The organism is Kocuria tytonicola, assembly GCF_003687175.1.
Lineage (GTDB): Bacteria > Actinomycetota > Actinomycetes > Actinomycetales > Micrococcaceae > Kocuria > Kocuria tytonicola.
The window spans coordinates 520,874-547,512 of sequence record NZ_RDEX01000001.1; the positions used below are offsets into that span (position 1 = coordinate 520,874).

The following is a 26,639-nucleotide window of genomic DNA, read 5'->3' on the forward strand; positions in this document are numbered from 1 at the left end:
GGCCCACGGGTACCCTGCGTCCATGCGCAACCTCCTCCCGGACCACCGGCGCGTGCCTCCCACCCGCAAGCCCCCCGTCTACCTGATCTCGTGGGCGGGCTTCCCGAACTTCGGGGACGAACTGATCGCGGCCACGTGGGTCAACCACCTCGCGAAGGTCGCACCCACCACGGACGTCTGGCTGGACGTGCGCGAACCGGGGACCGTCACGGCCCTGCTGCGCGGCCTCCACCCGCGCCTGCACGTGGTCAACACGCTCTTCCGCGCCCTGCACGAGATGGACCACGGCTCGGAGCGCTCCCTGCGCAGCCTCGTCGAGGACCTCGGCTCCCCCAAGTACGACGCCGGGCTGCTCGCCCTGCGCGCGGCCGGCACCCTGCACCTGCTGGGCGGCGGGGTGCTGCACCGGGACTGGCCCAAGAACCTGCGGATCGTGGAGGCCATGCGCGCGGTGCGCGATCTCACCGGGGCACGGCTGTTCGCCACCGGCCAGGGGCTCATGCCGTTCGCCGGGGATCCCCTCTCGGACCTGGACCACCTCAGCGTGCGGGACAGCCCCAGCGCGGAGGCCGCGGGAGTTCCCCTGGGCTTCGACGACGCCTTCCTCCTGGCCGAGGACCCGCGCCACGCACGCGCCCACGGCATGCTCGCCGGGCACCGGGGAGCCGGTTCCCGCCACCGGCGCGCTGCCGGGGGCACGCCGAGCGAGGTGGTGGTGTGCGTGCAGTCCAACACCCTGGGTGAAGGAGCCTTCGAGCGCATGCTGGACTTCACCAGGGCCCAGCTGCGGCAGTGGGACCTTCCCCGCGAGTCCGTGCGCTACCTGGAGGCGATCCCCGGGGACGATCACGTGGGCTACGACCGGCTGCGCGACGTCGTCGCCCCGGACGGTTTCATCCCCTTCCAGGCCGCGTGGGACGGGGACTTCACCCTCGGCCCGCACCAGGTGTGGCTGACCACGCGCTTCCACCACCACCTGGTGGGTGCACTGCACGGGGCCCGGGGTGTGGCGCTCAGCGGCAAGCCCGGGTACTACGACGTCAAGCACCGTTCCGTGGTCGATGCCGGTTCCCGCTGGTCCGTGGTCCACGCCGGCCCGGAGATGGCGACCGTGGGCCTGGAGCGGCTGCGGGTCCCGGCGGGATTCGCCGAGGCGGTGCGGGCCAAGCGGGACGAGGCGGTCACCCTCTACGGCCGCTGACGGGTCACCGGGACGCTGCGGCCTCAAGCCTCAAGCCTCAAGCCTCGAGCCTCAAGCCCCCGGGCCAATGCAGCGCCGTCGAGCCGCTGACGGGGCGCCGCCGCACCGGGGCAGGGGGGCGCCGTCGCTCGGGGACCCCGGAAGCCGGTGCGCCCGCAGCGCAGGGCACGAACAAGGGCCCCGTTCCATCCACTGTGGATGGAACGGGGCCCTTGGCGACCGGGAGTCAGCGGTGCGGCCGACTCCCACCCACGGTGCCTACTTCAGCTGGTCGTAGCGGAAGAGGAACGCGGCCATCTGGTCGCGCTTCACGGCCTGGGTGGGACGGAAGGTGCCGTCCGGCCAGCCCTTGGCGATGCCCTGGCTGTTCATCCACGAGATCTCCTTGTAGAACACGTGGTGGGTGGGCACGTCCTTGAAGGGGGAGACCTTCGGGGCGGTGTACGCCGGGGAGCCCGCCATCCGGTAGAAGAACGCCGCCATCTGCTCGCGGCTGATCTGCTGGGTGGGGCGGAAGGTGCCGTCCGACCAGCCCTTGGTGATGCCCTGCTCACTCAGCCAGGAGATCTCCTTGTAGAACACGTGGTTGGTGGGCACGTCCTTGAAGGGGGACTTGGAGGGAGCGGTGTACTGCGGGGAACCGGCCATGCGGTAGAGGAACGCGGCCATCTGGTCACGCTGCACAGCCTGGGTGGGGCGGAAGGTGCCGTCCGGCCAACCCTTGGTGATGCCCTTGTTCGCCAGCCAGGAGATCTCCGAGTAGAAGACGTAGTCCTTCGGGACGTCCTTGAACATGGGGTTCTGCGTGTCGGGGGCCTTCGCGGCCGGCTCGATGCGCTTCACCTCGGCCTTGGCGCCGTCCTCACCCTTGTGGATACCGGCCAGGTCACCGGTGCCGTTGTGCAGGTGCAGGAACAGGGCCTCGCCCTCGGCGGTGGCCGAGCCGCGCTGCGCGGTCAGCTTCTTGCCGGGCAGGTCCGTGAACAGGGAGTCGTTGAACTTCTCGCCGGTGAAGGACACCTTGGGGTTGACCGGGTTGAAGCTGATCGTGTTCGAGCGGTCCACCGCGCCGTCGATGTTCGCGGAGTACGTGGCCACCCGGTAGCTCAGCTTGGTGTCCTTCTTGGCGGGGTCGATGCCCAGCTTCGAGGCGCTGGCCGGCAGCACCACGGCGTTGGTGTCGAACGTGTTGGTGTCGGTGTCGCCCCAGGAGCCGTTGACCGGCTGGCGGTCGATCACCTTGAGCTCGCCGTTGACGAAGCCGTAGAGGTTCGCCACCGGGTAGTCCAGACCGTCCACTCGGCCCAGGGCCACGTAGTTGTCGGGCCGGCCGTCACCGGTGGAGTCGATGGCGATCTCCATCTCCGTGTCGGGCTTCATCGTGGAAGCGTTGCCCCAGCTGGAGATGCCGAAGTTGATCATGCCGTTCTTGGCGGCGTCCCCGCCTTCCGCCTTCAGCTGCGGGAGGTTGGAGGAGGCGCCCACGTACTGCAGGTCGGCGAACTGGGAGTTGCCGCCCGCCAGCTTGGTGGAGTCCAGACGGTCCGACTTCCCACCCAGTTCGAAGGCACCCACGGCGGACTTCCAGCCACCCTGGTCCAGCCCGGTGCCGCTCAGGGACACGGACGTCTTGCCGTCCTTGTCCCACTGGTCCAGCTTGGCGTTGTCCACGCGCATGTCCGCGGCGGGCTTCGGGGCGATCGACATGGGCAGGCGCATGTCCTGCCCGTTCTCGGTCAGCACCAGGCGGCCGGACTCGGAGGCCAGGAACTGGCGTGCGAGACCCAGCTGGGTCACGGCCTCCGAGGGGTCGTGGGTCTTCTCGAGCTGCGCCCGGTCCACGGTGGCCGTCACCTTGACGGTGGTCTTGCCACCCTTGGGCACGGTCACGGACGCGGGAGCGGAGATGGTCACTCCCGGGACGTCCGTGGAGGCGTCGAAGCGCACCTTGTAGGTGTGGGCGGCAGCGCCGGTGTTGTCCAGCACCAGCTCCCGGGCAAAGGTCTCCTTGCCGTCCTTGATCTCGGTGACCCCGAAGGTCGAGGAGACCACCGAGGCGTCCGCCTTGTCGTAGACCATCACGTCCTGGTTCACGGCGCGCAGCGCATCCACGCGGCCGGAGCCCACGCGGTCCACGGCGGAGGTCTTGCCGTTCGCGGCGTGCACGTCCTGGACGGCCGAGTTCATGATGGCGGCCTTGACGTTCTGGACGCTGTAGTTCTGGTGCTTCTGTTGCACCAGCGCGGCGATGCCCGCCACGTGCGGGGTGGCCATCGAGGTGCCGGTCATGACCGCCACGCCGTTGCCCTGGGCCACACCGGCGGAGCCGATGTTCGTGCCGGGAGCCGCGACGTCCGGCTTGATGACGCCGTTGCTGCCGTGCTGGCCGCGAGAGGTGGAGTCGTTGACCTGGTCCTTGTGACCGGTTTCCGCCCGGGCGGCACCGATCCACTCGGGGGCCAGCTTGATCTTCGCCCCGCCGGCCTGGACCGCGGGCTTGATCTTGTCCACGGACTTCTTGCCCATGAGCAGCCCCGGGATCTTGGCGTTGCCCGCGATGGCCGAGGGGTCCACCGTGTAGTCGGACTCGAGGACGACGCCCTTGCCGCCGGCGGCCGCCACGTTGTCGAAGCGGACCTTCGAGCCGCACGGGAACGGACCGTTGTCCTCCCAGTCGAGCATGACCCACTTGCCCGCGAAGTTCTGCGAGAAGGGGGTGCAGCCGAACTTGTTGTCGGCGGGTGCCGCCACCACGTCACCCTGCAGGTCCTCGGGCTTGGCACCCCGGTAGTCGTAGCTGCCGCTGTAGGAACCGGTCAGCTCACCCTTGGCGCTGTCCGGGGAGAGGCCCTCGGCCTTGTCCTGCACAGCGGTGCTGCCCTGCGAGTTGGCAACCGTCAGAGCGGAGCGGGCGCTGCCCGGGGACCCGGAGATCTCGTGGAAGTCCCCGGCGTTGCCGGCGGCGATCACGGAGAGGATGCCCTGGCGGGACAGGGCATCGATGAGGTCGTTCTGAGGATCCGCGGCCGGTCCGAAGTCGGAGCCCAGAGACATGTTGACGATGTCCGCCTTGTCCGCGAAGTTCCCGTCCATGTTGGGATCCAGGGTGCGGTCCAGCGCCTCCATGGTCAGGTTGGTGGAACCCTCGCAGCCGAAGACGCGGAAGCTCATCAACTGGGCCTCGGGTGCGGTGCCCGGGCCGATCTTCATCTTCCCCACCTGTTCGGCGGTGAGCTTGGTGAAGTCGCCCTTGAACGTCTTGCCGTCCGCGCCCACGCCGTAGCCCGCCGTGGTGCCGGCCACGTGGGTGCCGTGGCCGCCCAGTTCGCAGTCCAGGGGGTTGGTGTCCGGCTTCGGTGTGCTGCTGGCCACCCGGGCGTCGTAGTCGTCGCCGGCGAGGTCGTAGCCGCCCAGGAACTTGGCGGGGTCGTACAGACCCGAGTCCTTGGCCGGCAGGTCGGTCGAGGCTTTGGCCTTCTTGTAGCCGTCCGCGGTGCCCGGCCCGCCGAAGTCGGCGTGGGTGTAGTCGAGACCGGAGTCGATGACGGCGACCTTGACTCCCTTGCCGGTCTGGCCGGTCTGGGTCCACGCGTTGAGGGCCTTGGTGTCGATGACCGAACCCGCGTTGTTGCGGTACTTGGGGACGATCTTGGAGATCTTGACCACGTCGGAGCGCTTGGCCAGCTCACGCAGCTGCGCGGCGTCGCCCTTGAGGGCTGCGCCGCGCATCGCGTTGGCCGTGGTGTACATGAGGTTCGCCCGGGACTCGGAGGCCAGGGACGTGGCGGCCTGGTCCACGGACTGGCGGATGGCCCTGACCTGCGCAGCGGCCTGCACCGGGTTCTGGACCCCGGAGCGGACGCCCGCCGGTTGAGTGGCCTCGAACGCACCGGGGCCCTTCAGCTGCACGAACACCGCCACCTGCCCCTCCGCCTTCTTCAGCTCGGAGTCGATGAGGTTGTCGGGGTTCTGGGGGTTGAGGTCATCCGTGGTGGGGGCGGGTGGGATCTCCACGGCGCTGGCCGGCAGCACCGTGCCCAGCGCCAGTGTGAGGCCCAGTGTGGTGGCCAGGCAGGTCTTGACGGCCCTGCCTCGCCCGGGGCGTGTCTCGTGATTCATGGGTCTTCCTTTGACATTCGGGGGATGCCGTGAGGCGCATCACAATGGCCTCAGCCTGAGCCCTGAATCATTGAAAAGCAACGATTTCGTCAAAAGTCCCTGTGTTGCACCTGGAAACGGTGGGCACGGGACGTTTGAGCAGGTCATCCGCTACTGTTCTCCGGCTCTGACCGCCAGGCCCCCGGTGGTGGCCGCCGTTCCGGCGGCCCATCTCGCGCCCCGCGGAGGTCCGTCCCGTTCCCCGAACTCAGTACCGTGGCCACCGGATCGCCGCGGACGGCGCCGGGTAGACTTGGCTCTCGGTTCCTTCCACCCATCGGGCCACACCCGGATAGAGAGTGCTTCCATGCCAGCAATCGTGATCGTCGGCGCCCAGTGGGGCGATGAGGGCAAGGGCAAGGCCACGGATCTCCTGGGTGGCCGCGTGGACTACGTGGTCAAGCCCAACGGCGGCAACAACGCGGGGCACACCGTGGTGGTGGGCGGGGAGAAGTTCGAGCTCAAGCTCCTCCCGGCGGGCATCCTCAGCCCCAACGCCACCTCCGTGATCGGCAACGGCGTGGTCATCAACCCGCAGGCCCTGTTCGAGGAGATCGACGGCCTCGAGGCGCGCGGAGCGGACACCTCCCACTTGCGGATCTCCGCCAACGCGCACCTGGTGGCCCCGTACCACCAGACGCTGGACCAGGTCAGCGAACGGTTCCTGGGCAAGCGCGCCATCGGTACCACGGGCCGGGGCATCGGTCCCACCTACATGGACAAGGTGGGGCGCCTGGGCATCCGCGTGCAGGACATCCTGGACGAGTCCATCCTGCGCCAGAAGATCGAGGGGGCCCTGCGGCAGAAGAACGAGCTGCTGGTGAAGCTCTACAACCGCCGCGCGTTCGAGGTGGACGAGATCGCCGAGTACTTCCTGGGCTTCGCGGACCGGCTGGCGCCCATGATCGTGGACTCCACGCGGCTGCTCAACGAGGCGCTGGACCGGGACGAGGTGGTCCTCATGGAGGGCGGCCAGGCCACCTACCTGGACGTGGACCACGGCACCTACCCGTTCGTCACCTCCTCGAACCCCACTGCGGGCGGCGCGTCCGTGGGCTCCGGTGTGGGCCCCACGCGCATCACCCGTGTGATCGGGATCCAGAAGGCGTACACCACGCGTGTGGGTGCGGGCCCGTTCCCCACGGAGCTCTTCGACGAGATGGGTGAGCGGCTGCGCACCACGGGCGGCGAGTTCGGCGTCAACACCGGCCGCCCGCGCCGCACGGGCTGGTACGACGCCGTGATGGCGCGCCAGGCCGCCCGGATCAACGGCTTCACGGACCTGTTCGTGACCAAGCTGGACGTGCTCACCGGGCTGCGGGAGATCCCGGTGTGCGTGGCCTACGAGGTGGACGGCCAGCGCTTCGACGAGATGCCCATGACCCAGTCCGACTTCCACCATGCCAAGCCGGTCTACGAGACCTTTCCGGGCTGGACCGAGGACATCACCGGCGCGCGCGCCCTGGAGGACCTGCCGCAGAATGCGCGGGACTACGTCCAGGCGCTGGAGGCCATGTCCGGGTGCCGGATCTCCGCGATCGGTGTGGGCCCGGACCGCGACGACACCATCGTGGTGCGGGACCTCATCGCTGACTGACCCGTCCGCCCGCGGACACGGAACCGCCCCGCTCTCCCCCGGGAGAGCGGGGCGGTTCCCCTGTGACGGGACGTTTCCCCCGGGGCCGGTGCGCAGCCCAGCGGATGAGCGGGCTGGGTGGGTGCGCGGCCCGGGTGGGTGCGCGGCCGCCGTCGTACGACGACGCCCGCGCACCGTGCAGTGCCACGGCGCGCCGGGTGCCGGGGTCAGTGCCCGGGGGTCACGTCCGCGGTGCGCAGGTCCACGGGCTTGTCCTTGGTGGCCAGCTTGTGGCCGAGCCACAGGGCCAGGAAGATCGGCAGGCCCAGGTAGGAGGACAGCAGGCTCAGGGGGTTGACGTCCCCGGAGGTGAAGATGCTGTAGCCCTGGCCCACGATCACGATGGCGCACATCACGAGCGCCACGATGGGCCCCACGGGGAAGAACCGGGCGCGGTAGGTGAGGTCTTTGGGGTCCCCGCCCTGCAGCACGTAGGCCTTGCGGAAGCGGTAGTGGCTCCACGCAATGCCCATCCACACGATGAAGCCCGCCAGGCCCGAGGCGTTGATGAGCCACACGTAGGCCTCTCCCTCACCGATCAGGGTGGTGAGGAAGCAGGACATGCCGATCAGCGTGGTGGCCAGCAGGGCGTACATGGGTACGCCGCGTCGGTTGACCCGGGCGAGGAAACGCGGGGCCTTGCCGGTCTTCGCCAGCGCGTAGAGCATGCGGGTTGAGGCATAAAGCCCCGAGTTGCCTGCGGAGAGGATGGCGGTGAGGATCACGGCGTTCATCACGGACGCCGCGGCCAGCACGCCCGCGTGCTCGAAGACCAGGGTGAACGGGGAGATGGAGACGTCCTCCACCTCGCTCGCCAGCAGGTGGGGATCGGTGTAGGGGATCAGGAAACCGATCACGGCAATCGCACCGATGTAGAAGAGCAGGATGCGCACGAACACGGTGCGGATGGCCTTGGGGACCGTCTTGCCGGGGTTCTCGGCCTCACCGGCGGCCACACCCACCAGCTCGGTGCCCTGGAAGGAGAAGCCGGCCACCATGAAGATGGACATGATGCCCGTGAAACCGTTCACGAACGGCGCCTCACCCGCGGTCCAGTTGTGGAAGCCGGGGGAGGGCCCGCCCAGGATCCCCAGGATCATGAGGACACCCAGCACCAGGAACACCACCACCGTGATCACCTTGATGAGCGAGAACCAGAACTCGCCCTCGCCGTAGGCGCGCGCGCTGAGCGCATTGAGGGCGAACAGGATCACCAGGAACGCTGCGGACCAGATCCAGGCGGGCACGTCCGGGAACCAGTACCGCATCACCAGGGCGGCCGCCACCAGCTCCGCGGCCACGGTGATCGCCCAGTTGTACCAGTAGTTCCAGCCGATGGCGAAGCCGAAGGAGCGGCTGATGTACCGGGTGGAGTACTCCTCGAAGGAGCCCGCAACGGGCAGGTGCGTGGCCATCTCGCCCAGGGACTGCATGAGCAGGAAGACCATCAGCCCGATCGCGGCGTAGGCCACCAGTGCGCCGCCCGGTCCGGCGGTGTTGATGGAGTTGCCGGAGGCCACGAACAGGCCGGTGCCGATGGCCCCACCCATGGCGATCATGGTCAGGTGGCGGGACTTCAGAGTGCGCTGGAGCGAACCGTCGTCGGGGCCGTCATGACGGGCGCGCTGCGGGTCGGAGAGGTGGGAATCACTCGCGCGGGGCGGGGCGGTGGCCGCCTCCGCGCGTCCCCGACCGGACGAAGATGGAGTCACTGGGTCCTCCCAGGAAGTGTTGGTCCGGTGCCGAGCAGGTGTGCTGCGACTGACCGCAATTATGCGGTGTTCGCCGGTTGAACGGGTCGTTTCCACGGCAGCAGCCGCCGAAATGGCGACAACTCCTCAGAAAAGAAGCAGGGTGGTGATCCCCAGCACCCCCAAGAGTACGCACGCCCCGGAGGTCAGGAGGACGGACACCGCGTCCGGCGTGATCCGCTCCCCGGCGATTCCCGTGGCCGACCTGCGGTAGCGCAAGCGCTGGGTGGCATAGATGCCACCGGCCAGGCACAGGGCCACGGTGAACAGGCAGAGCACGAACACCCCGTGCATGGGCAGCCACTTGAGGTAGACGGCGGCCGCGGTGCACAGGGCCAGCATGGTGCGGCCCCAGGAGAGGACGGTCCGCTCGGGCTGCAGTCCGGGGTCCTCGTGCCCGCGACCGGCCGGGGCCGGGGCGGGGCTCATTGGGTCAGGACCACCACGACGAGCACCCCCGAGGCAATGGCCCCGCCCACGGCCACGAGCGGCGCGATCAGGGGCAGCGGCAGGGGAGCACTGTGCCGCATGGAGCGCTCCACGTTGAGCCAGCGCACGGCGGCACCCGCGCTCAGCAGCATGCCCAGGAGGAGCAGCACCACTGCCAGGAACGTGCGCACGGCCACGTCGAAGATGTCGCCGGTGAACGCCTCCACGGCGATGCCTCCCGCCAGGAAGGCCAGGGACGTGCGGATCCAGGCCAGGAACGTGCGCTCGTTGGCCAGCGTGAAGCGGGGGTCGGGTTCCGCTCCGCCGCGCAGCAGCCGCTCGCTCAGCGCACCACGACGCCGCTCGGCCGGGTCTTGGGGGTCGCTCACGGTTCTCCTCGGGGTGGTTGTTCCCCGATCGTATGCGCTGGAGGGGCGGTCGGCGGCAGGCTGCCGACCCCGCGGCTCCTTGTCCCTGGGCACGGGCTGGGAGAGGATGGCTGGACTCGTTCCCCCCCCCACCACACGGAGGCCAGATCGTGAGCTCGAGCAACCAGTCGGCCGAGGACCCCCGGGCCCGCCAGCAGACGCAGCAGTACACCCCGCCGGCCGGTCGCTGGGAGTACGTCCCTGGCAGCCCCCAGGACGCCCAGCGCTACGCCGAGGCCTCCAGGAGCACCGACCTCTCCCTCATCCTGGGGATCCTGGGCGTCACCGTTCTCCCGTTCCTCGGACCCTTCGCCCTGTGGCAGGCCACGAAGGCGGAGGAGCTCGGTGGCCGGGCCACCGCGGGCAAGGTCCTGGGCTGGGTGGGCATCGTCATGCTGGTTCTCATGGTCGTGTGGCTCGTGCTGATCTTCACCCTCTGGGGCGTGATGTTCACGCAGATCGTGAACGAGGGCGTGGTGAACACCTGACCGGGCGTCCGCCCCCTCCAGCACGGACCGCGACGCACGGCGGCCGACCCCCTCTCGATAAGGTGGTCGGCCGCCGTCGTCGTGCGCGGGCGGGTGTTACCAGATGGTGACGCGCTCCTCCTCGGGGAGCCACATGCCGTCGCCCTCGGTGACGTCGAACGCCTCGTAGAACGCCGCCACGTTGCGCGGGGTCTGACCTGCCCGGAACTCCGCGGGGGAGTGCGGATCCGTGGCGATGCGCGTGCGCAGGGCCTCGTCCCGGGACTTCTCCTGCCACACGTAGCTCCAGGAGATGAAGAGGCGCTGCGCTGGGGTGTACCCGTCGATGCTCTCGGTGTCCGGTGTGGTCATCTTCCCCTGGGCCCGCTTCCATGCCTTGTAGGCAATGGAGAGGCCGCCCAGGTCACCGATGTTCTCGCCCAGGGTGAGCTCGCCGTTGACGTGGGGAGCGTCGTCGGCGCCCCCGAACTGGGCGGGGGACAGTGCCGCGTACTGGCCCACCAGACGGGCCGTGCGCTCCTCGAAGGCCTCGCGGTCCGCGTCCGTCCACCAGTTGCGCAGCTTGCCCTCGCCGTCGCACGTGGAGCCCTTGTCGTCGAAGCCGTGGCCGATCTCGTGGCCGATCACGGAGCCGATGCCGCCGTAGTTCACGGCGTCGTCGGCCGCCTCGTCGAAGAACGGGGGCTGCAGGATGGCTGCGGGGAAGACGATCTCGTTGCGCAGCGGGTGGTAGTAGGCGTTCACGGTCTGCGGCGTCATGAGCCACTCGTGCTTCTCCACGGGCCTGCCGGCCTTGCGTGCGAGCTCCGCCACGGCGAACTCGGTGGTCCGCACCACGTTGCCCACGAGGTCCTCCCCGCGGATCTCCAGCGCGGAGTAGTCCTTCCACTTCTCCGGGTAGCCGATCTTGGGGGTGAACCCGGAGAGCTTCTTCAGGGCCTCCGCCCGGGTGTCCTCGGTCATCCAGTCCAGGTGCTCGATGGAGTCCCGGTAGGCGTCCAGCAGGTTGGCCACGAGCTCGTCCATGCGGGCCTTGGCGGTGGGGGAGAAGTGCTCCGCGACGTACAGCTTGCCCACGGCCTCCCCCAGGGCCCCGTTGACCAGCCCGACGCCGCGCTTCCAGCGCTCGCGCAGCTGCGGGGTACCGGAGAGCACCGTGCCGTAGAACGCGAAGTTCTCCGCCACGAAGGCCTCCGGGAGGTATGCCGCGCGCGCGGAGACCACGTGCCAGCGGGCCCAGGACTTCCACGCCTCCAGCTCGTCCTGGGTGAGCAGCCCGTCCAGGCCGGTGAAGAAGCTGGGCTGCGCGTTGACCACGGTGGCCAGGTGCTCCGGCGTCAGGCCCACGCCCTCCAGCACGGCGTCCCAGTCCAGGTTCTGCACCTGCCCCGCGAGCTCCGTGTACTCCATGGGGTTGTACATCTTGGTGAGGTCCCGGACCGTGACCTTGTCCCAGTGGTGGGAGGCGATGCGCGTCTCCAGGTCCACGGCCGCGCGGGCCTGGCTCGCGGCGTCGTCGAACCCGGCGAGCTCCAGCATCTTCTGGACGTGCGCCAGGTACTTCTCGCGGATCGGCGCGTACTGCTCCTCGCGGTAGTACTCCTCGTCCGGCAGGCCCAGCCCGGACTGGCCCACGAACACCAGGTTGCGCTGCGGGTCACCCGGGTCCGAGTCCAGGTCGATGTCCAGCGCGGCACCAACACCGCGGCGCATGGCCGTGCCGAACCACCGGGACAGCGCGCGCGGCGAGTCGATCGCGGCCACGGCGTCCAGGTCCTCGCGCAGCGGCTCGGTGCCCAGCGCCTCGATCCGCTCGGTGTCCATGAAGGACCGGTACAGCAGCGCGATCTTCGTCTCCGCGCTCTGCTCCCCGGACGACGCCGCCTGCTCACCCTCCGCGCTCGCGCCCGTGATGATCTCGCGCACCGCCTGCTCCGCCTGGTCCCGCAGCTCGACGAACGCGCCGGTGCCGGGCTTGTCGTCGGGGATCCGCGCAGTGCGCAGCCACGTGCCGTTGACGTGGCGGAAGAGGTCGTCCTGCGGGCGGACCGAGGGGTCGAAGGCGTCGAGGTCGAACACAGAAGTTGTCATGATCACATGCTAACCACGCGCGCGGTGCGGCTCCACGGGTGCGCGGGGCTTTTTCGGACAGCTAAACGGGTGAGGGCCGGAGCGGGGCAGGCGTCACCCGCGCGGCACCGGGCCGGGGCGGCGTCGGCCTCTGCTGCCGGCCCCGTGCTCTCGGTCGGCTGCAACAACGGAGCAGATGCGGTTCAGCGGTCGGATCTGTGCCTTTGCTCCACCCCGCAGCGTCCCAGGGCGCATGTCGCGGCGCACCACGGGAGCTGCGCGTCCGGAGGGGGCGCCGTCCGGACGCAGCGGGCACACGTGGGCGGAGCGGCGTCGTCGTAGGGGGTCAGGCATCCCCGGAGGACGCGCCCGAGATCTTCTCCCCGCGTCGTTCGGCCATGAGCAGCTCCCACGTGCGGAAGAGCCGGGGCAACGAGATGATCAGCAGCCCGCCGAGCATGTTGAACGGGATCACCCACGCGAACCAGCCGAGCCAGTCCAGGTAGGAGTAGTCCCACCCGGCGTGCATGGCGCCGAACATCACGATGGAGTTCAGGGCGCCGTGGAGCATCCCGAGGCCCACCACCAGGAAGCCGCCGATCAGCGAGATCACGGCGGTCATCATGTCGCTGCCCGTGCCCTGCTGCATGCGGGTCATCAGGGTGATCGTGGACCCGGCCAACAGCGCGAGGCACACGGTCTCCATGCCGAAGCCGTCCGAGACGTACCCTGTGGCGACCTCCACGAGCGTGGCGGAGAAGTCCGGGAACGCCGCCACGACCACCCACATGAACGCCCAGCCGCCCACGAGGTTGGTCACCAGCGTGACAACCCACAGCCGCAGCAGGGACCACCACGTGCCGTGCCCCGCGACCACCGCGTTGATGGGCAGCAGGAAGTCCTCGGTGAACAGTTCGGAGTGGGCCAGCCGCAGCGCCAGCAGGCCGACGCCGAACGCCGTGCCTGCCAGCAGCTTGGAGCCGGTGGCATCCATGACGGCGAGCATGGCCATGATGCCGAGCCCCACGTCGATCCCGCCGAACAGCCCCGTGACCACCAGCGCTCGCCAGGTGCGGTGCAGCCGGTCCGCACCCTCCTGGACGGTGTTCTGGAACTCCTCGACCAGCTCGTCCTCGAGGGGCTGGTCCGTGCGCCCGGAGGAACGCCGTGCGGTCTCGCTGTCGCGGGTCTCTGCCATGCGGTTCAGCGTAGGGCACGGGGTGCGCCCGCCCGCCCACGCAGAAGTTGCTGCCTGGCGGAGCAAGTGCAGGCCGCGGCGTCGGAAAGCTGCAGAAACGGAGCAGATGCAGCCCGGTAACCTGCACGCGGCAGTGTCGGAGCAGATGCAGCTCCGGGGTGCCGGGCACCGCAATAACGGAGCAAACGCGGCCCGGAGGTCCGCAGGGTGCAATAGCGGAGCAAACGCAGCCCATGGCAGTGAAAAGCTGCATCAACGGAGCAAAAGTAGCGGCGCAACTCCCGGAAGCCTCCGCTGTCAGCCCTTGCCGGTGAAGCGCGGTGTCCGCTTCTCCTGGAACGCCTTGAAGCCCTCGCGGTAGTCGGCGGTGGCGCACAGTGCGGTCTGGGCGGCGTTCTCGGCGGTCATGGACTCCCACAGTCCGATCCGCTCGTCCCGGATCTGCGCCACGAGCTGCTTGGACGCCACGAACGACTGCGTGGCACCGCGGGCAACCTTCTCCACCCGGGACACGGTGAAGTCCAGGAGCTCGGCCGCGGGCACGGCACGGGAGAACAGCCCCGCCGCCACGGCCTCCGCGCCGCTCATCAGCTCGGCCGTGTAGATCAGGTCCAGCGTGCGATGCGCGCCGAGGCGCTCGGTGAACAGCGCGTGCCCGCCGGAGTCCAGCGTGGCCCCCAGGTTCGCGAACGGTGAGCCGATCTTCGCGTTCTCCGCCACGTAGACCACGTCCGTGGCAATCGCCAGCCCCAGCCCCACGCCCAGGCACGCCCCCTGCACCGCGGCGAAGGTGGGTGCCGGGAAGCTCGACATCTGCCGCAGCAGGGGTGCGAGGGTCCCGTCCAGGTACCCCTGGGTGTCGTCCGTGGCGGGGTCCACACCGGAGATGTCCCGTCCGGCGCAGAACCCCCGGCCCTCACCGGTGAGCAGCAGCGCACGGACCCCTGCCCCCTCCGCCTCGGTGTACGCGGCGGCGAGCCCGCGCAGCGCGTCCTCGTCCAGCGAGTTCATCTTCTGGGGCGCGTTGAGCACCACGCGGGCGATCTCGTCCTCGATGGTCAGCTCGATCACGGCGTTCTCCTTGCGGTTTCGGTTCGGGCCGCGCGGTCCGGGCGACGTGCGCGCGGCAGGGCCGGTGGCCTGGGTGGGCAGGCAGAGACGGCGACGGCGCCGCCCGGGTGCCGGTGCGGCGTCGTCGCCGTGGGTGCGTGGCGGCGCTGCCGCGGGGTGTGGGTGCGAGCGGAATCCGCAGCACGCACCGGCAGCGCGCCGGGACCCGGGCAGCGGTGCGGCCGACAGGGCGGCACGTGGGTCAGGCGTCGAAGTCCACACTCAGCTCGTCCGAGGTGGGGCGCGTCTGGCACGTGAGCACGTAGCCGGCGTCCACCTCGTCCTTCTCGAGCGCGAAGTTCTCCTCCATCTCGAACCCGCCCCTGGTGACCTTGGCGCGGCACGTGCCGCACACCCCGCCCGCGCACGCGAACGGGACGTCCGGGCGCACACGCAGTGCGGCATTCAGCACGGTCTCCGCGGCGGACTTCGGGGACTCCACCTGCGCGGAGGTGCCGTCCAGGGTGAAGACGATCTTGTAGTTCTCGCCCTTGGGGTCCGCCACGACCGGGCGGCCCTGCTGGCCCTGGGGTGCGGTGGGCTTGCCCGTGGTGAACAGCTCGAAGCGCACACGGGACTCGTCCACGCCGCGCTCCTTGAGCACGTCCCGGCACAGCTGCACGAGCTCGAACGGCCCGCACAGGAACCACTCGTCCGCGGAGTCCACCTGGATCACGTGCTCCAGCAGCTCCTCCAGCTTGTCGTGGTCGATCCGCCCGGACATCAGCGGGGAGATCCGCTGCTCGCGGGAGAGCACGTGGTGCACGGCCAGGCGCGCGGGGTACTTGTCCTTGAGGTCGCCCAGCTCCTCCGCGAACATCACGTCCATGGACGAGCGGTTGGCGTAGACGACGTCCATCTGAGCGGTGTCCGAGGCGCGCAGCAGCGCGCGGGCGATCGCCATGATGGGCGTGATCCCGGAACCGGCGGCGAAGGCCACCAGGTGCACGTTGCGCTTCTTGGCCACCTCCTTCTCCGCGAGCTTCTCGGGGTCGTTCATGGAGGTGATGTTGACCTTGGAGGTGAACGCGCCCTGCGGGTTCATCACGTCCAGGGTGTCCCCGGCGGCCAGCTGCTCGTTGGCCCATGTGGAGAACACGCCGCCCATGTCCTTCTTGATGGCCACGCGGATCTCGCCCGGGGTGGGGTCCGCGCAGATCGAGTAGGACCGGCGCACCTCGTGCCCGTTGATCATGGCGCGGATGGCCACGTACTGACCCGGGAGGTAGTCGTAGTCCGCCACGAGGTCCTCGGGGACGTCGAACGTGACCTCCACGGAGTCCGAGGTCAGCTTGCGCACCTCGGAGACCGTGAGGGTGTTGAACGTGGCGCGGCGCCTGCCGCCCCCCGCGCTGGCTTCGGTGGCGTCCTCCAGGGCGGAGGTGTCCGCGGTTTCGCTCATGATCAGTGCACCTTGAAGTAGTCGAAGGGTTCTTTGCAGTCGTCGCAGACCCACAGGGCCTTGCAGGACGTGGACCCGAAGCGGGTCATCTCGTGCGTGCGCAGGGAGTCGCACCGCGGGCACTTCACCGCGAGGCTCAGCCGCACCGGCCCGGAGTTGTGCCCGGCGGCGGTCCGTCCGGTGGGCGGGGCGATGCCGTACTCGCTGAGCTTCGCCCGGCCCTCGGGGGACATCCAGTCCGTGGTCCACGCCGGGCGCAGCACCTGCACCACGCGCACGTTCTCGTAGCCCGCGGCGGTGACGGCGGCCTCGAGGTCCGCGGCCATGGTGTCCATGGCGGGGCACCCGGAGTAGGTGGGGGTGATCACCACCACCGTCTCGTCCTCCCCGGCCACCGCGTCCCGCAGCACCCCGAGGTCCTCGAGCGTGAGCACGGGGATCTCGGGGTCGCACACGGTGGCGGCGACGTCCCACAGGGTGGCGTCGCGCGGATCGTCCGGTCGCTGCGAAGGGCCGAGGGGCACCTCGCGGGGCGCCACGCCACCCGTGGGCGGCAGCGAGCGGGGCGGAACGCGGGAGAACACGGTGCTCACCACGTGGCGCCGGGATGCTGGCGGGCGAGCCACTGCATCTCGGCGAGGATGTACCCGCGGTACTCGGAGTAGGCGCCGTCCCTCGGAGCCGCGGACAGCCGCGCCTGGGCCACGTTCGGGACCTCCAGCTCGGCCTCGGCCAGCAGTGCGGTCACGCGCTCCAAGGTCCGCTCGCGCAGCGTGGAGGGGCGCACGACAATGCCCTCGAGCTCGTCGTGCAGCGGCTCGTCCGCGAACAGCTCGTCCAGGTAGGGCCACATGTAGTAGAGCCCGTCCTGGATGCGCCGCTTGGACTCCTCGGTGCCGAGCCCCAGGCGCAGGATCCACTGGGCCGCGTGGTCCTGGTGGTACTCCACCTCCTTGAGGGCCTTGTCCGCGATGGCCGCGAGCGTCTGGTCCGTGGAGGACTGCAGCGCCGAGTAGAGCTCGTACTGGTAGAAGGAGAACAGCAGCTGGCGGGCGATGGTCTGCCCGAAGTCCCCGTTCTCCTGCTCCACGAGGCGCACGGAGCGGAACTCCTCCTCGTTGCGGAAGTACGCGAGCTCGTCCTCGGTCTTGCCCCATGCCGAACCCGCGTAGGTCAGCAGGAACCGTGCGTGGCCGATCAGGTCCAGTGCGATGTTGCCGAGCGCGATGTCCTCCTCGAGCTCGGGGGCCCGCGAGATCCACCAGCCCAGACGCTGGGACAGCATCAGGGCGTCGTCGCCGAGCCGCAGCGCGTACTGGGCCACGGCCTCCGGGGCCCGGCCGCCCGTCTCCGCGATCTCCTCGGCGGTGATGGCGACGCCCGCGGACTGCTTGGTGGCGGAGTCGTGGGAGGCGAACGCGCTCACAGGTGCTTCACCCCTTCGCTCTTGGTGTAGTACGTGGCGTGGCGGTAGCTCTTGCCCTGCGCGGACTCGAAGTACCCGCCCTTGGAGTCCGGGTCCGAGGCCGTGATGGCGTCCGCGGGGACCACCCACACGCTCGTGCCCTCGTTGCGGCGCGTGTAGAGGTCACGCGCGTTGCGCACGGCCATGGTGGCGTCCGGGGCGTGCAGGGATCCCGCGTGCACGTGGGACAGCCCGCGCGAGGAGCGCACGAAGACCTCCCAGAGGGGCCAGTTGCCAGTCTGGTTCTCGCTCATGCTCAGGCTCCGATCAGCTCGGCGGAGCCGCGGCCCGCCACGACGGTGAATTCCTCGGTGGCCTCGGCATCCGTCGCCGACGCCGCCGCGGCAGCTTCCGCGGCCTCGCGCGCCTGCCGCTGGGCGTAGGCCTCGGCGGCCTCCCGCACCCAGGCTCCCTGCGCGTGTGCCTCGCGGCGGCGCTTCATGCGCTGCACGTTGCACGGGCCGGAGCCCTTGATCACGGACATGAACTCGTCCCAGTCCAGCTGGCCGTAGTCGTAGTGCCCGCGCTCCTCGTTCCACGTCAGGTCCGGGTCCGGCAGGGTCAGGCCCAGGGCTTCGGCCTGCGGGACGATCATGTCCACGAAGCGCTGGCGCAGCTCGTCGTTGGAGAAGCGCTTGATGTTCCACTGCATGGACTGCTGCGAGTTGGGGGAGTCGGCGTCCGGGGGGCCGAACATCTGCAGGGCCGGGCCGTAGAAGCGGTTCACGGCGTCCTGTGCCATCTGCTTCTGGGCCTCGGTGCCGTGGGAGAGCTCGTAGAGGATCTCCCAGCCCTGGCGCTGGTGGAAGGACTCCTCCTTGCAGATGCGCACCATGGCGCGGCCGTACGGGCCGTAGGAGGCGCGGCACAGCGGGACCTGGTTGCAGATCGCGGCGCCGTCCACGAGCCAGCCGATGGCGCCCATGTCCGCCCACGTGCGGGCCGGGTAGTTGAAGATCGAGGAGTACTTGGCCTTGCCGCTGAGCAGCTGCTCGTTGAGCACGGAGCGCGGGGTGCCCAGGGTCTCCGCGGCGGAGTAGAGGTACAGCCCGTGGCCTGCCTCGTCCTGGACCTTGGCCATCAGCACGGCCTTGCGCTTGAGGCTCGGGGCGCGGGTGATCCAGTTGGCCTCCGGCTGCATGCCGATGATCTCGGAGTGCGCGTGCTGGGAGACCTGACGGGTCAGGCTCTTGCGGTAGGCCTCCGGCATCCAGTCGCGGGGCTCCACGCGGGAGTCCTCGCTGATGAGGTGCTCGAAGTGCTGCTGCTCGGCGGTGGTGGCCGCCTGGTCCGCAGTGGTGGTCTGCTCAGTCATGGTGTGTCCTCGGTTCACGGGTGAGATGGGAGCGGAGGGTGAACTCTGTACGCTGCCGACGATAATAACTGACCGCTCGTTCAGAATATAGACCCCCGGTGTGGCCGTCAACACATTTTCCGCCCACGGGGGAGGAGGCCGTCAATGGCGGCGGCCCTGCAACGCGGCCGCCACTCATTGACACACGTCACATTTCGGGGTTGTCTACTGACCGATCGTTCACAAAAGTTTCGAGGAGCGCGCCGTGCCACACCATCCTGTCCTCACGGGGGACCGAGCCTCCGAGTGGCTGGGCGTCACCGTGCTGCGCGCGGACCCTGGCCACTGCGAGATCTCCATGGTGGTGCGGGAGGAGATGGTCAACGGCTTCGGGATCGTCCACGGCGGGATGATCTTCTCCCTGGCAGACACGTGCTTCGCCATGACCTGCAACGACCCGGACCCGGACGGCGCCACCATGACCGTGGCGCAGGGCGTGGACATCAACTTCCTCAGCTCCGCGCAGCCCGGGCAGACCCTGGTGGCGGAGGGCCGCCAGATCGCCACCACGGGACGCAGCGGCCTGTGCGACATCACCGTCACCACCGCGGACGGCGAGCTCGTGGCCCAGTTCCGCGGCCGCAGCCGCACCGTGCCCCGCCGTCAGAAAGCGTGAATGCCATGACCACCTGCTCCGTGCCCAACCCGTACCGCCCCGTGGACTCGCAGGACCCATCGCAGCCGGATCCCGAGGAGCTGATGAGCCGGGACCAGATCGAGGCGCTGCAGACCGAGCGGCTGAACTGGACCCTGCACTACGCGTACGAGAACGTCACCGCCTACAAGGAGCTCTTCGATGAGCACGGGGTGCACCCGGACGACTTCCACGAGCTCGAGGACCTCGCCACGTTCCCGTACACGGACAAGGAGTTCCTGCGGAAGGCGTACCCGTTCAAGTCCCTGGCCACGCCGATGTCCGAGGTCCGGCGGATCCACGCGTCGTCGGGCACCACCGGCCAGCCCACCGTGGTGGCGTACACGGAGGAGGACCTGCAGACGTGGGGCACCCTGGTGGCCCGCTGCTTCCGGCTCTCCGGGATCGCCCCGGGGGACAAGGTGCACAACGCGTACGGCTACGGACTGTTCACCGGCGGCCTGGGTGCACACTACGGTGCCGAGCGGCTCAAGTGCGCCGTGATCCCCATGTCCGGCGGGCAGACCGAGAAGCAGGTCCAGCTGATCCGCGACTTCGAGCCGCAGGCCATCCTCTCCACGCCCACCTACCTGCTGACCATTGCGGACGGGTTCCGCAAACTCGGTCTGGACCCGCGCGAGACCTCCTTGAAGCACGCCGTGCTGGGGGCCGAGCCGTGGACGGAGGAGATGCGCCACGAGATCGAGAAGACGTTCAACATCACCGCGTGCGACATCTACGGATTGTCCGAGGTCATGGGCCCCGGTGTGGCCGGCGAGTCCTGCGAGTCGAAGGACGGCTCGCACATCTGGGAGGACCACTTCCGCCCGGAGATCATCGACCCCTTCGACGACACCGTGCTGCCCACCGGACGCCCCGGTGAGCTGGTGTTCACCGCGTTGACCAAGCAGGCGCTGCCGATCATCCGCTACCGCACGCACGACCTCACCCGGCTGCTGCCCGGCACCGCCCGCCCCGGTCACCGGCGCATGGGCCGCATCACGGGGCGCTCGGACGACATGATCATCCTGCGCGGCGTGAACCTGTTCCCCTCGCAGATCGAGGAGCTCGCGCTGAAGATCCCGGCTCTGTCCCCGCACTTCACGCTGGAGATCACCCGGCCGAACCGCATGGACCAGATGACCATCCACATCGAGCGCCGCGAGGACGCCACGGTGGAGGACGCCCAGGAGGGCGGGCGCCGGCTGCAGCACGAGATCAAGACGAAGATCGGCTCCAGTGCCGCGATCGACATCGCCGAGCCCGGCACCCTGGAGCGCTCCTCCGGCAAGCTGCGCCGCGTGTACGACCGCCGCGACAAGTAGTGTCCCGCGCGGCACCCGGTCCTCCGCGGGGACGGGCCCAGGTGACGAGCCGGTAGCCTGGAGACCCCGTCCCCCCGGAAGATCGAGGCCCGCGTCCATGCCCACCGAGCAGCAGTTCCTCCCCGACGACGCCCCCGCCGACGACGCCGCTGCCGCACCCCGGCGCGGCCGTCCCGGCTACGACCGCGAGACCCTGCTGTCGGTGTGCGTGGAGGTCTTCAACCGCTACGGCTACGACGCCACGTCCATGGGCACGCTCTCCAGGCACCTGGGGATCTCGAAGTCCGCGATCTACCACCACGTGGAGTCCAAGGAGGCCATCCTGGGCCAGGCCCTGGACCGCGCGCTGGACGCGCTGGAAGCGGTGTTCTCGGAGGTGCTCGCGAACGGCAGCGGGCCGGTGAACAAGCTCGAGCAGATCCTGGACGGCTCCGTGCGGGTGCTCGTGGCGCAGATGCCGTACGTGACGCTGCTGCTGCGGCTGCGCGGGAACTCGGAGGTCGAGGAGGCGGCGCTGCAGCGGCGTCGCCACCTGACCCACACCGTGGAGGACCTGGTGCGCCAGGCGCAGGAGCGTGGCGAGCTGCGCACGGACATCTCCGGGAAGTCCGCGCCGCGCCTCATGCTGGGCATGGTCAACTCCATCGTGGACTGGTACCAGCCCGGGCGTTCCGGCACGGTGGACCAGCTCGCGGACACCGTGGTGACCATGGTCTTCGCGGGCCTGCGCGCGTAGCCGGAGCCGTGCCCGCGCACCCGCCTAGGGTGTGCCCATGGACATCTCACCTACCCGCACCCTCGACCGGGCCGCGCTGATCCGCCTGTACGACGCCGTGGGGTGGAGCTCCTACACACGGCGCCCGGAGGACTTCGGGCCGATGATCGAGAATGCGTGGCTGGTGCTCTCCGCGTGGGCCGCGGGCCAGCTCGTGGGGCTGGCGCGCGTGGTGGGCGACGGCGCCACGGCGGCCTATATCCAGGATCTCCTGGTGGACCCGGCGCACCAGCGACGTGGCATCGGCCGCGCGCTGCTCACCGAGGTGCTGGCCGAGACGTCCCACATCCGCCAGATCTACATCTCCACGGACGACGCCGACTGGAACCGCCACGTGGTGAAGCTCTACCGCTCCCTGGGCTTCCGCCCCACCCCGGACCTGGGCGGCACCACGCTGGCGATCATGCGGTGATGGTGGCGGAGGCCCCGCGACGCGATGTCGTGGGGCTTCCGTGCTGTCGAGGTCGCTGCGGACGGTCCTGCTCGGCGTCCGCTCACACCTCCGGTGTGGGCCACTGCTTGGCCACCAGGGTGAGGACGTCGTAGGTGGCCACGATCTCGTCGTTCTGGTTGGTCAGGCGGGCGTCCCACGCCACCTCTCCGTACTCGTCCGTGACGCGCGGGGTGATCTTCTTGGCGGTGAGGGTCACGCGGATCGCGTCGTCGTAGGTCACCGGGGTGATGAAGCGCAGGTTCTCCAGCCCGTAGTTGGCGAGCACGGGCCCCGGGGCGGGCTCCACGAACAGCCCGGCGGCCCACGAGACCAGCAGGTAGCCGTGGGCCACCCGGCGCGGGAAGAACGGGTTGGCCGTGGCGGCCTCCTCGTCCGTGTGCGCGTAGAACGTGTCCCCGGTCTTCTCCGCGAACTCCAGGATGTCCTCGAGCGTCACGGTGCGCAGGTCCGAGACGAACTGGTCCCCGATCCGCAGGGTCTGCAACGACTTCCGGAAGGGGTGCTCGCCCGTGCCGTTCTCGACGTCCTCGCGGGTCACGGTGTTGGCGGCCGCGCCCCAGTGCCACTGGCCGGTGATCCCGGTCAGCAGGTCCGGGGAGCCCTGCACGGCGGTGCGCTGCATGTAGTGCTTCACGGCGCGCACGCCGCCCAGCTCCTCGCCGCCTCCGGCGCGGCCGGGGCCGCCGTGCACCAGATGCGGCACGGGGGAGCCGTGGCCCGTGGAGGTCTTGGCGTCGTCGCGGTCCAGGAACAGCACGCGGCCGTGGTACGCGCCGATTCCGGACGCGAACTGCGCCGCGAGCTCGGGGGAGTGGGTGCACACGGTGGCCACCAGGGAGCCGCCGCCCAGCGCGGCGATCTCCACGGCGTCCGCAACGTCGCCCGAGTAGCCGAGCACGGAGGTGACCGGGCCGAACGCCTCGACCTCGTGCACGGCGGGGGTGCGGGCGTCGTCGAACGAGAGCACGGTGACGGGGAAGAACGCGCCGTTCTGGGGCACGGCGGAGAGCTCCTCGGGCCCACCCACCTCCACACGGGCCCCTGCGTCGATCAAGGTGCGCACCGAACGCAGCACCTCGAAGTACTGGTCCTCGGACGCCAGGGGGCCCACGGTGGTGGCGGCGTCGCGGGGATCGCCCACGACGGCGCGCGCGGCCACACGCTCCTTGAGCGCCTCGACCACGGCCCCCCGCATCTGCTGGGGCACGATCACGCGGCGGACGGCGGTGCACTTCTGCCCGGCCTTGGCGGTGATCTCCAGGACCACGGACTTCACGAACGCCTCGAACTCGGGGGAGCCCTCGGTGACGTCCGGCGCCATGATCGCGGCGTTGAGGGAGTCCGTCTCCGCGGTGAACCGCACACCCTTCTCCTGGACGTTCGAGTGCGCCCGCAGGGACTGGGCGGTGGCCGCGGAACCGGTGAACGCCACGTGGTCACGGGCGTCCAGGTGGTCCAGCAGGTCCCGGGCGGAGCCGGAGATCAGCTGCAGGGAGCCCTCGGGCAGCAGGCCGGAGTCCAGCATGAGCCGCACGCACGCCTCGGTCACGTACCCGGTGGGGGTCGCGGGCTTCACGATGGTGGGCACCCCTGCAATGAACGCGGGCGCGAACTTCTCGAGCATGCCCCACACGGGGAAGTTGAACGCGTTGATCTGCACGGCCACGCCCGGCAGCCGCGTGTACACGTGCTCGCCCAGGAAGGAGCCGTTCCGGGAGAGCTGCTCCACGGGCCCGTCCACGATCACGTTCGCGTTGGGCAGTTCGCGGCGGCCCTTCGAGGAGAAGGTGAACAGGGTGCCGATGCCGCCGTCCACGTCGATCAGGTGGTCCTTGGCGGTGGAACCGGTCGCGTAGGAGAGCTCGTACAGCTCCTCCTTGTGCTCCCCGAGGTACTGGGCGAGCTGCTTGAGGATCAGCGCACGGTCGTGGATCCGCAGGGTTCCCAGGGACGCCTGCCCCACGGTGCGCGCGTGCTCCACGGCCCCGGCGGTGTCGATCCCGTCCGCGCACACGCGGGCCACGAGCTCCCCGGTGGCGGCATCGCGCACCTCCGCGACCTTCTGCGGGTCCTCCGGGCGCCACCACTGCCCCTTCACGAAGCTGGGCAGGAGCTGCGGCTGCTGGGTTTCGGATGCCTGGTTCTGGGTGCTCACGCGGGGTCCTCCGGACGGTCGCGGCCTCAAGCCGAACGATCGGTCAGTATTGACCCCAGGATAACCTAGGTCACACAGGGGCACCATGGCCGTCACCCGGGCATCCGGCCCACGACGCCGCCCGGCGGCCTGCCGTGCGGAACGCACCCGAGCGGCGTCGCCCGCCCTGCGAGCTCGCGGGAGAACGGCCCCGTCGGCGGCACCCGCGCAGCTGTGGCGGCCACGGAGCGCCCGTGGCGGCGCGGAGGCCGGGAACGGCAACGGCTCGACAACGACGAGAGACACGGAACGAAGGAGCAGACCATGCACGAGGACCCGACCCCCGCGGACGCACGCGTGGAGAACGGACGGCGCGCGGCGTCGCCGGATGAGCAGGAGGGGAGGGCGTTCGATCCCTGGAACATCGAGCTGGGCGAGCTGGACCGCAAGATGGGTGTGGAGGTGGAGGAGCAGTCCGCCGAGCGGATCGTGGCCACCATGCCCGTGGAGGGCAACCGGCAGTCGCTGGGTCTGCTGCACGGCGGCGCGTCCGTGGCGCTGGGGGAGATGCTGGGGTCCTGGGCCGCGGTGATCCACGGCTCCACCATGGGCAAGGTGGCCGTGGGGACGGACATCAATGCCACCCACCACGCCTCCGCCACGAGCGGGCGGGTGCGCGGCGTGGCCACCGCCATCCGGCTGGGCCGCACCATGACCAGCCACGAGGTGGTCATCACGCACATCGACACCGGCCGCCGCCTGTGCACGGTGCGGATCACCAACTACCTCAAGGACGCGCCGGGCGAGTGACGCGGCCCCGCCGGGGCCCGCTCCCTCACCGGGGCGGGACACGGCGGGCTCCCCGGGGCCGCCGGGCCCGGACGGACCGGTGGGCTCGGCCGGACTGGTGGGCCCGGACGCGCCGGGCGGGTGGCACAGAACCGCCCCGGCGCCGCTGGAGAGCGGTGCCGGGGCGGTTCTGCGTCCGTGGGAGGGCTGAGGAGCCCCTCCACCGGACGACGTGAACGCGGGGGTCGCGGTCGCGGAGTCACCGGCCCCAGTGACCGTGCCGCGACCCCCACGGGTTCGGGGTCAGTTCGTGACCGCGGTGCGGATCAGAACTGGGCGCTCTCGGTGGAGCCCTTGAGCGCGATGGTCGAGGAGTTGGGGTTGACCACCTGGGAGACCAGGTCGAAGTAGCCGGTGCCCACCTCGCGCTGGTGCTTGGTGGCGGTGTACCCGCGCTCCTCGGCGGCGAACTCGCGCTCCTGCAGCTCCACGTACGCGCTCATCTGGTTGCGGGCGTAGCCGTGGGCCAGGTCGAACATGGAGTAGTTCAGGGCGTGGAAGCCCGCCAGGGTGATGAACTGGAAGCGGAAGCCCATGGCGGCGAGCTCGCGCTGGAACTTGGCGATGGTGTCGTCGTCCAGGTGCTTCTTCCAGTTGAAGGACGGCGAGCAGTTGTACGCCAGCATCTGGTCCGGGAACTCCTCGTGGACGGCCTCCGCGAACTTGCGGGCCAGCTCCAGGTCCGGCGTGCCGGTCTCCATCCAGATGAGGTCCGAGTACGGAGCGTACGCCTTGGCGCGGGCGATGCAGGGCTCGATGCCGTTGCGGACCTTGTAGAAGCCCTCCGCGGTGCGCTCGCCGGTGATGAACTCGGCGTCCTGCTCGTCCACGTCCGAGGTGATCAGCGTGGCCGCCTCGGCGTCCGTGCGGGCGATGATGATGCTGGGGACGTCCTCCACGTCCGCCGCGAGGCGGGCCGCGTTGAGCGTGCGCACGTGCTGCTGGGTGGGGATCAGCACCTTGCCGCCCAGGTGGCCGCACTTCTTCTCGGAGGCCAGCTGGTCCTCCCAGTGCACACCGGCCGCACCGGCGTCGATCATGGACTTCATGAGCTCGAACGCGTTGAGCGGTCCGCCGAAGCCGGCCTCCGCGTCCGCGACGATCGGCGCCATCCAGTTCTCCACGGTGTGGACGTCCTCGGCGTGCTCGATCTGGTCCGCGCGCTTGAGCGCGTTGTTGATCCGGCGCACCACCTGGGGGACGGAGTTCGCGGGGTACAGGGACTGGTCCGGGTAGGTCTGGCCCGCCAGGTTGGCGTCACCGGCCACCTGCCAGCCGGAGAGGTAGATGGCCTTGAGACCGGCCTTGACCTGCTGAACCGCCTGGTTGCCGGTCAGAGCGCCCAGAGCATTGATGTAATCCTCCGAGTTGAGCAGGTGCCAGAGTCGTTCCGCGCCGCGCCGGGCGTTGGTGTGCTCTTCTCGAAACGAGCCCTGCAGACGCAGGACCTCCTCGGGTGAGTAGTCACGGGTCACGCCCGCCCAGCGGGGGTTCTCCTCCCAGTCACGGGCCAGTTCGGCGGCGCTGCGGAGGTTGCTGCTGTCGTTGCTCATCTCGGTCTCCTTCGATCGGTCGAGCCGGCGGACTCGGGGAAAGCTCCGCACGGGTAACTTGATGAGTTCTACTTTTGCCGGGATCTGCATCCCCGCATAGGGGTTTTCCGTGTGAAGAAATGACTTTCTTCACGTATGAGAAAAATCGTCCTAAACTCGGCCTATGACCCCCACCACAGGCCCCCGCAGGCGCCGTCGCACCCCCGACGCCGCTCCCACCCCGTC

General features: G+C 69.7%; 22 protein-coding genes. 8 read left to right on the top strand and 14 right to left on the bottom strand.

Annotated elements, in window-relative coordinates:
* Positions 1–22 precede the first annotated feature (22 nt).
* On the top strand, positions 23–1,201 hold the full coding sequence (locus EAE32_RS02330; RefSeq protein ID WP_121845886.1) for a polysaccharide pyruvyl transferase family protein: 1,179 nt from the start codon (positions 23–25) through the stop codon (positions 1,199–1,201).
* Between the two features lie 258 nt (positions 1,202–1,459).
* On the opposite strand, the gene EAE32_RS02335 is transcribed toward EAE32_RS02330, so the two are convergent.
* On the bottom strand, positions 1,460–5,320 hold the full coding sequence (locus tag EAE32_RS02335; RefSeq protein ID WP_121864065.1) for a S8 family serine peptidase: 3,861 nt from the start codon (positions 5,318–5,320) through the stop codon (positions 1,460–1,462).
* Between the two features lie 346 nt (positions 5,321–5,666).
* Between EAE32_RS02335 and EAE32_RS02340 the strand changes: the two genes are divergently transcribed.
* The gene (locus EAE32_RS02340; RefSeq protein ID WP_121845822.1) at positions 5,667–6,956 is read left to right on the top strand and encodes an adenylosuccinate synthase; all 1,290 of its coding nucleotides are present in this window, start codon (positions 5,667–5,669) and stop codon (positions 6,954–6,956) included.
* Positions 6,957–7,162: 206 nt separating this feature from the next.
* On the opposite strand, the gene EAE32_RS02345 is transcribed toward EAE32_RS02340, so the two are convergent.
* From EAE32_RS02345 to EAE32_RS02355, 3 genes are all read right to left on the bottom strand, one after another.
* Positions 7,163–8,707, bottom strand: coding sequence for an amino acid permease (locus EAE32_RS02345; RefSeq protein ID WP_121845821.1), 1,545 nt, complete (start codon positions 8,705–8,707; stop codon positions 7,163–7,165).
* Positions 8,708–8,833: 126 nt separating this feature from the next.
* Positions 8,834–9,175, bottom strand: coding sequence for a DUF202 domain-containing protein (locus tag EAE32_RS02350; protein WP_121864066.1), 342 nt, complete (start codon positions 9,173–9,175; stop codon positions 8,834–8,836).
* The gene (locus EAE32_RS02355; RefSeq protein WP_121864067.1) at positions 9,172–9,564 is read right to left on the bottom strand and encodes a YidH family protein; all 393 of its coding nucleotides are present in this window, start codon (positions 9,562–9,564) and stop codon (positions 9,172–9,174) included. Before EAE32_RS02355 ends, EAE32_RS02350 begins: the two co-directional genes overlap by 4 nt.
* Before the next feature lie 149 nt (positions 9,565–9,713).
* On the opposite strand from EAE32_RS02355, the gene EAE32_RS02360 reads away from it, so the two are divergent.
* Positions 9,714–10,091, top strand: coding sequence for a DUF4190 domain-containing protein (locus EAE32_RS02360; protein ID WP_121864068.1), 378 nt, complete (start codon positions 9,714–9,716; stop codon positions 10,089–10,091).
* A gap of 96 nt (positions 10,092–10,187) precedes the next feature.
* On the opposite strand, the gene EAE32_RS02365 is transcribed toward EAE32_RS02360, so the two are convergent.
* The 8 genes from EAE32_RS02365 to paaA form a co-directional block, all read right to left on the bottom strand.
* Positions 10,188–12,182: a M13 family metallopeptidase gene (locus EAE32_RS02365; protein WP_121845825.1), complete on the bottom strand. Its 1,995-nt coding sequence runs from the start codon at positions 12,180–12,182 to the stop codon at positions 10,188–10,190.
* A gap of 325 nt (positions 12,183–12,507) precedes the next feature.
* A complete protein-coding gene (locus EAE32_RS02370; protein ID WP_121845817.1) occupies positions 12,508–13,359 on the bottom strand; it encodes a formate/nitrite transporter family protein in 852 nt (283 codons plus the stop codon).
* A 297-nt stretch (positions 13,360–13,656) separates the two neighbouring features.
* On the bottom strand, positions 13,657–14,430 hold the full coding sequence (locus EAE32_RS02375) for an enoyl-CoA hydratase/isomerase family protein (RefSeq protein ID WP_121845816.1): 774 nt from the start codon (positions 14,428–14,430) through the stop codon (positions 13,657–13,659).
* Positions 14,431–14,671: 241 nt separating this feature from the next.
* The gene (gene paaE, locus EAE32_RS02380) at positions 14,672–15,871 is read right to left on the bottom strand and encodes a 1,2-phenylacetyl-CoA epoxidase subunit PaaE (protein ID WP_121845815.1); all 1,200 of its coding nucleotides are present in this window, start codon (positions 15,869–15,871) and stop codon (positions 14,672–14,674) included.
* Positions 15,872–15,873: 2 nt separating this feature from the next.
* On the bottom strand, positions 15,874–16,395 hold the full coding sequence (gene paaD, locus EAE32_RS02385; protein ID WP_165860474.1) for a 1,2-phenylacetyl-CoA epoxidase subunit PaaD: 522 nt from the start codon (positions 16,393–16,395) through the stop codon (positions 15,874–15,876).
* 65 nt (positions 16,396–16,460) lie between these two features.
* Positions 16,461–17,297: a 1,2-phenylacetyl-CoA epoxidase subunit PaaC gene (paaC, locus tag EAE32_RS02390; RefSeq protein WP_121864069.1), complete on the bottom strand. Its 837-nt coding sequence runs from the start codon at positions 17,295–17,297 to the stop codon at positions 16,461–16,463.
* Entirely contained in the window at positions 17,294–17,590 is a 297-nt protein-coding gene (paaB, locus tag EAE32_RS02395) for a 1,2-phenylacetyl-CoA epoxidase subunit PaaB (RefSeq protein WP_055082364.1), read from the bottom strand. Before paaB ends, paaC begins: the two co-directional genes overlap by 4 nt.
* A gap of 2 nt (positions 17,591–17,592) precedes the next feature.
* Positions 17,593–18,651 carry a 1,2-phenylacetyl-CoA epoxidase subunit PaaA gene (gene paaA / locus EAE32_RS02400; RefSeq protein ID WP_121864070.1) on the bottom strand — a complete coding sequence of 353 codons (1,059 nt, stop codon included), beginning with the start codon at positions 18,649–18,651 and terminating at the stop codon, positions 17,593–17,595.
* Between the two features lie 244 nt (positions 18,652–18,895).
* Between paaA and EAE32_RS02405 the strand changes: the two genes are divergently transcribed.
* From EAE32_RS02405 to EAE32_RS02420, 4 genes are all read left to right on the top strand, one after another.
* Positions 18,896–19,306, top strand: a complete 411-nt coding sequence (locus EAE32_RS02405; RefSeq protein WP_121864071.1) for a PaaI family thioesterase — start codon at positions 18,896–18,898, stop codon at positions 19,304–19,306.
* Between the two features lie 5 nt (positions 19,307–19,311).
* Positions 19,312–20,649, top strand: a complete 1,338-nt coding sequence (locus tag EAE32_RS02410) for a phenylacetate--CoA ligase family protein (protein ID WP_207803845.1) — start codon at positions 19,312–19,314, stop codon at positions 20,647–20,649.
* Between the two features lie 97 nt (positions 20,650–20,746).
* Positions 20,747–21,385, top strand: coding sequence for a TetR/AcrR family transcriptional regulator (locus tag EAE32_RS02415; protein WP_121845810.1), 639 nt, complete (start codon positions 20,747–20,749; stop codon positions 21,383–21,385).
* Positions 21,386–21,422: 37 nt separating this feature from the next.
* A complete protein-coding gene (locus tag EAE32_RS02420) occupies positions 21,423–21,836 on the top strand; it encodes a GNAT family N-acetyltransferase (RefSeq protein WP_121845809.1) in 414 nt (137 codons plus the stop codon).
* 82 nt (positions 21,837–21,918) lie between these two features.
* Here the strand turns inward: EAE32_RS02420 and paaZ are convergent, their stop codons facing one another.
* The gene (gene paaZ, locus EAE32_RS02425) at positions 21,919–24,033 is read right to left on the bottom strand and encodes a phenylacetic acid degradation bifunctional protein PaaZ (protein WP_121864073.1); all 2,115 of its coding nucleotides are present in this window, start codon (positions 24,031–24,033) and stop codon (positions 21,919–21,921) included.
* A gap of 303 nt (positions 24,034–24,336) precedes the next feature.
* On the opposite strand from paaZ, the gene EAE32_RS02430 reads away from it, so the two are divergent.
* A complete protein-coding gene (locus EAE32_RS02430) occupies positions 24,337–24,822 on the top strand; it encodes a hotdog fold thioesterase (protein WP_207803846.1) in 486 nt (161 codons plus the stop codon).
* Between the two features lie 305 nt (positions 24,823–25,127).
* On the opposite strand, the gene aceA is transcribed toward EAE32_RS02430, so the two are convergent.
* Positions 25,128–26,414 carry an isocitrate lyase gene (gene aceA / locus EAE32_RS02435; protein ID WP_121845807.1) on the bottom strand — a complete coding sequence of 429 codons (1,287 nt, stop codon included), beginning with the start codon at positions 26,412–26,414 and terminating at the stop codon, positions 25,128–25,130.
* Positions 26,415–26,639: the final 225 nt, after the last annotated feature.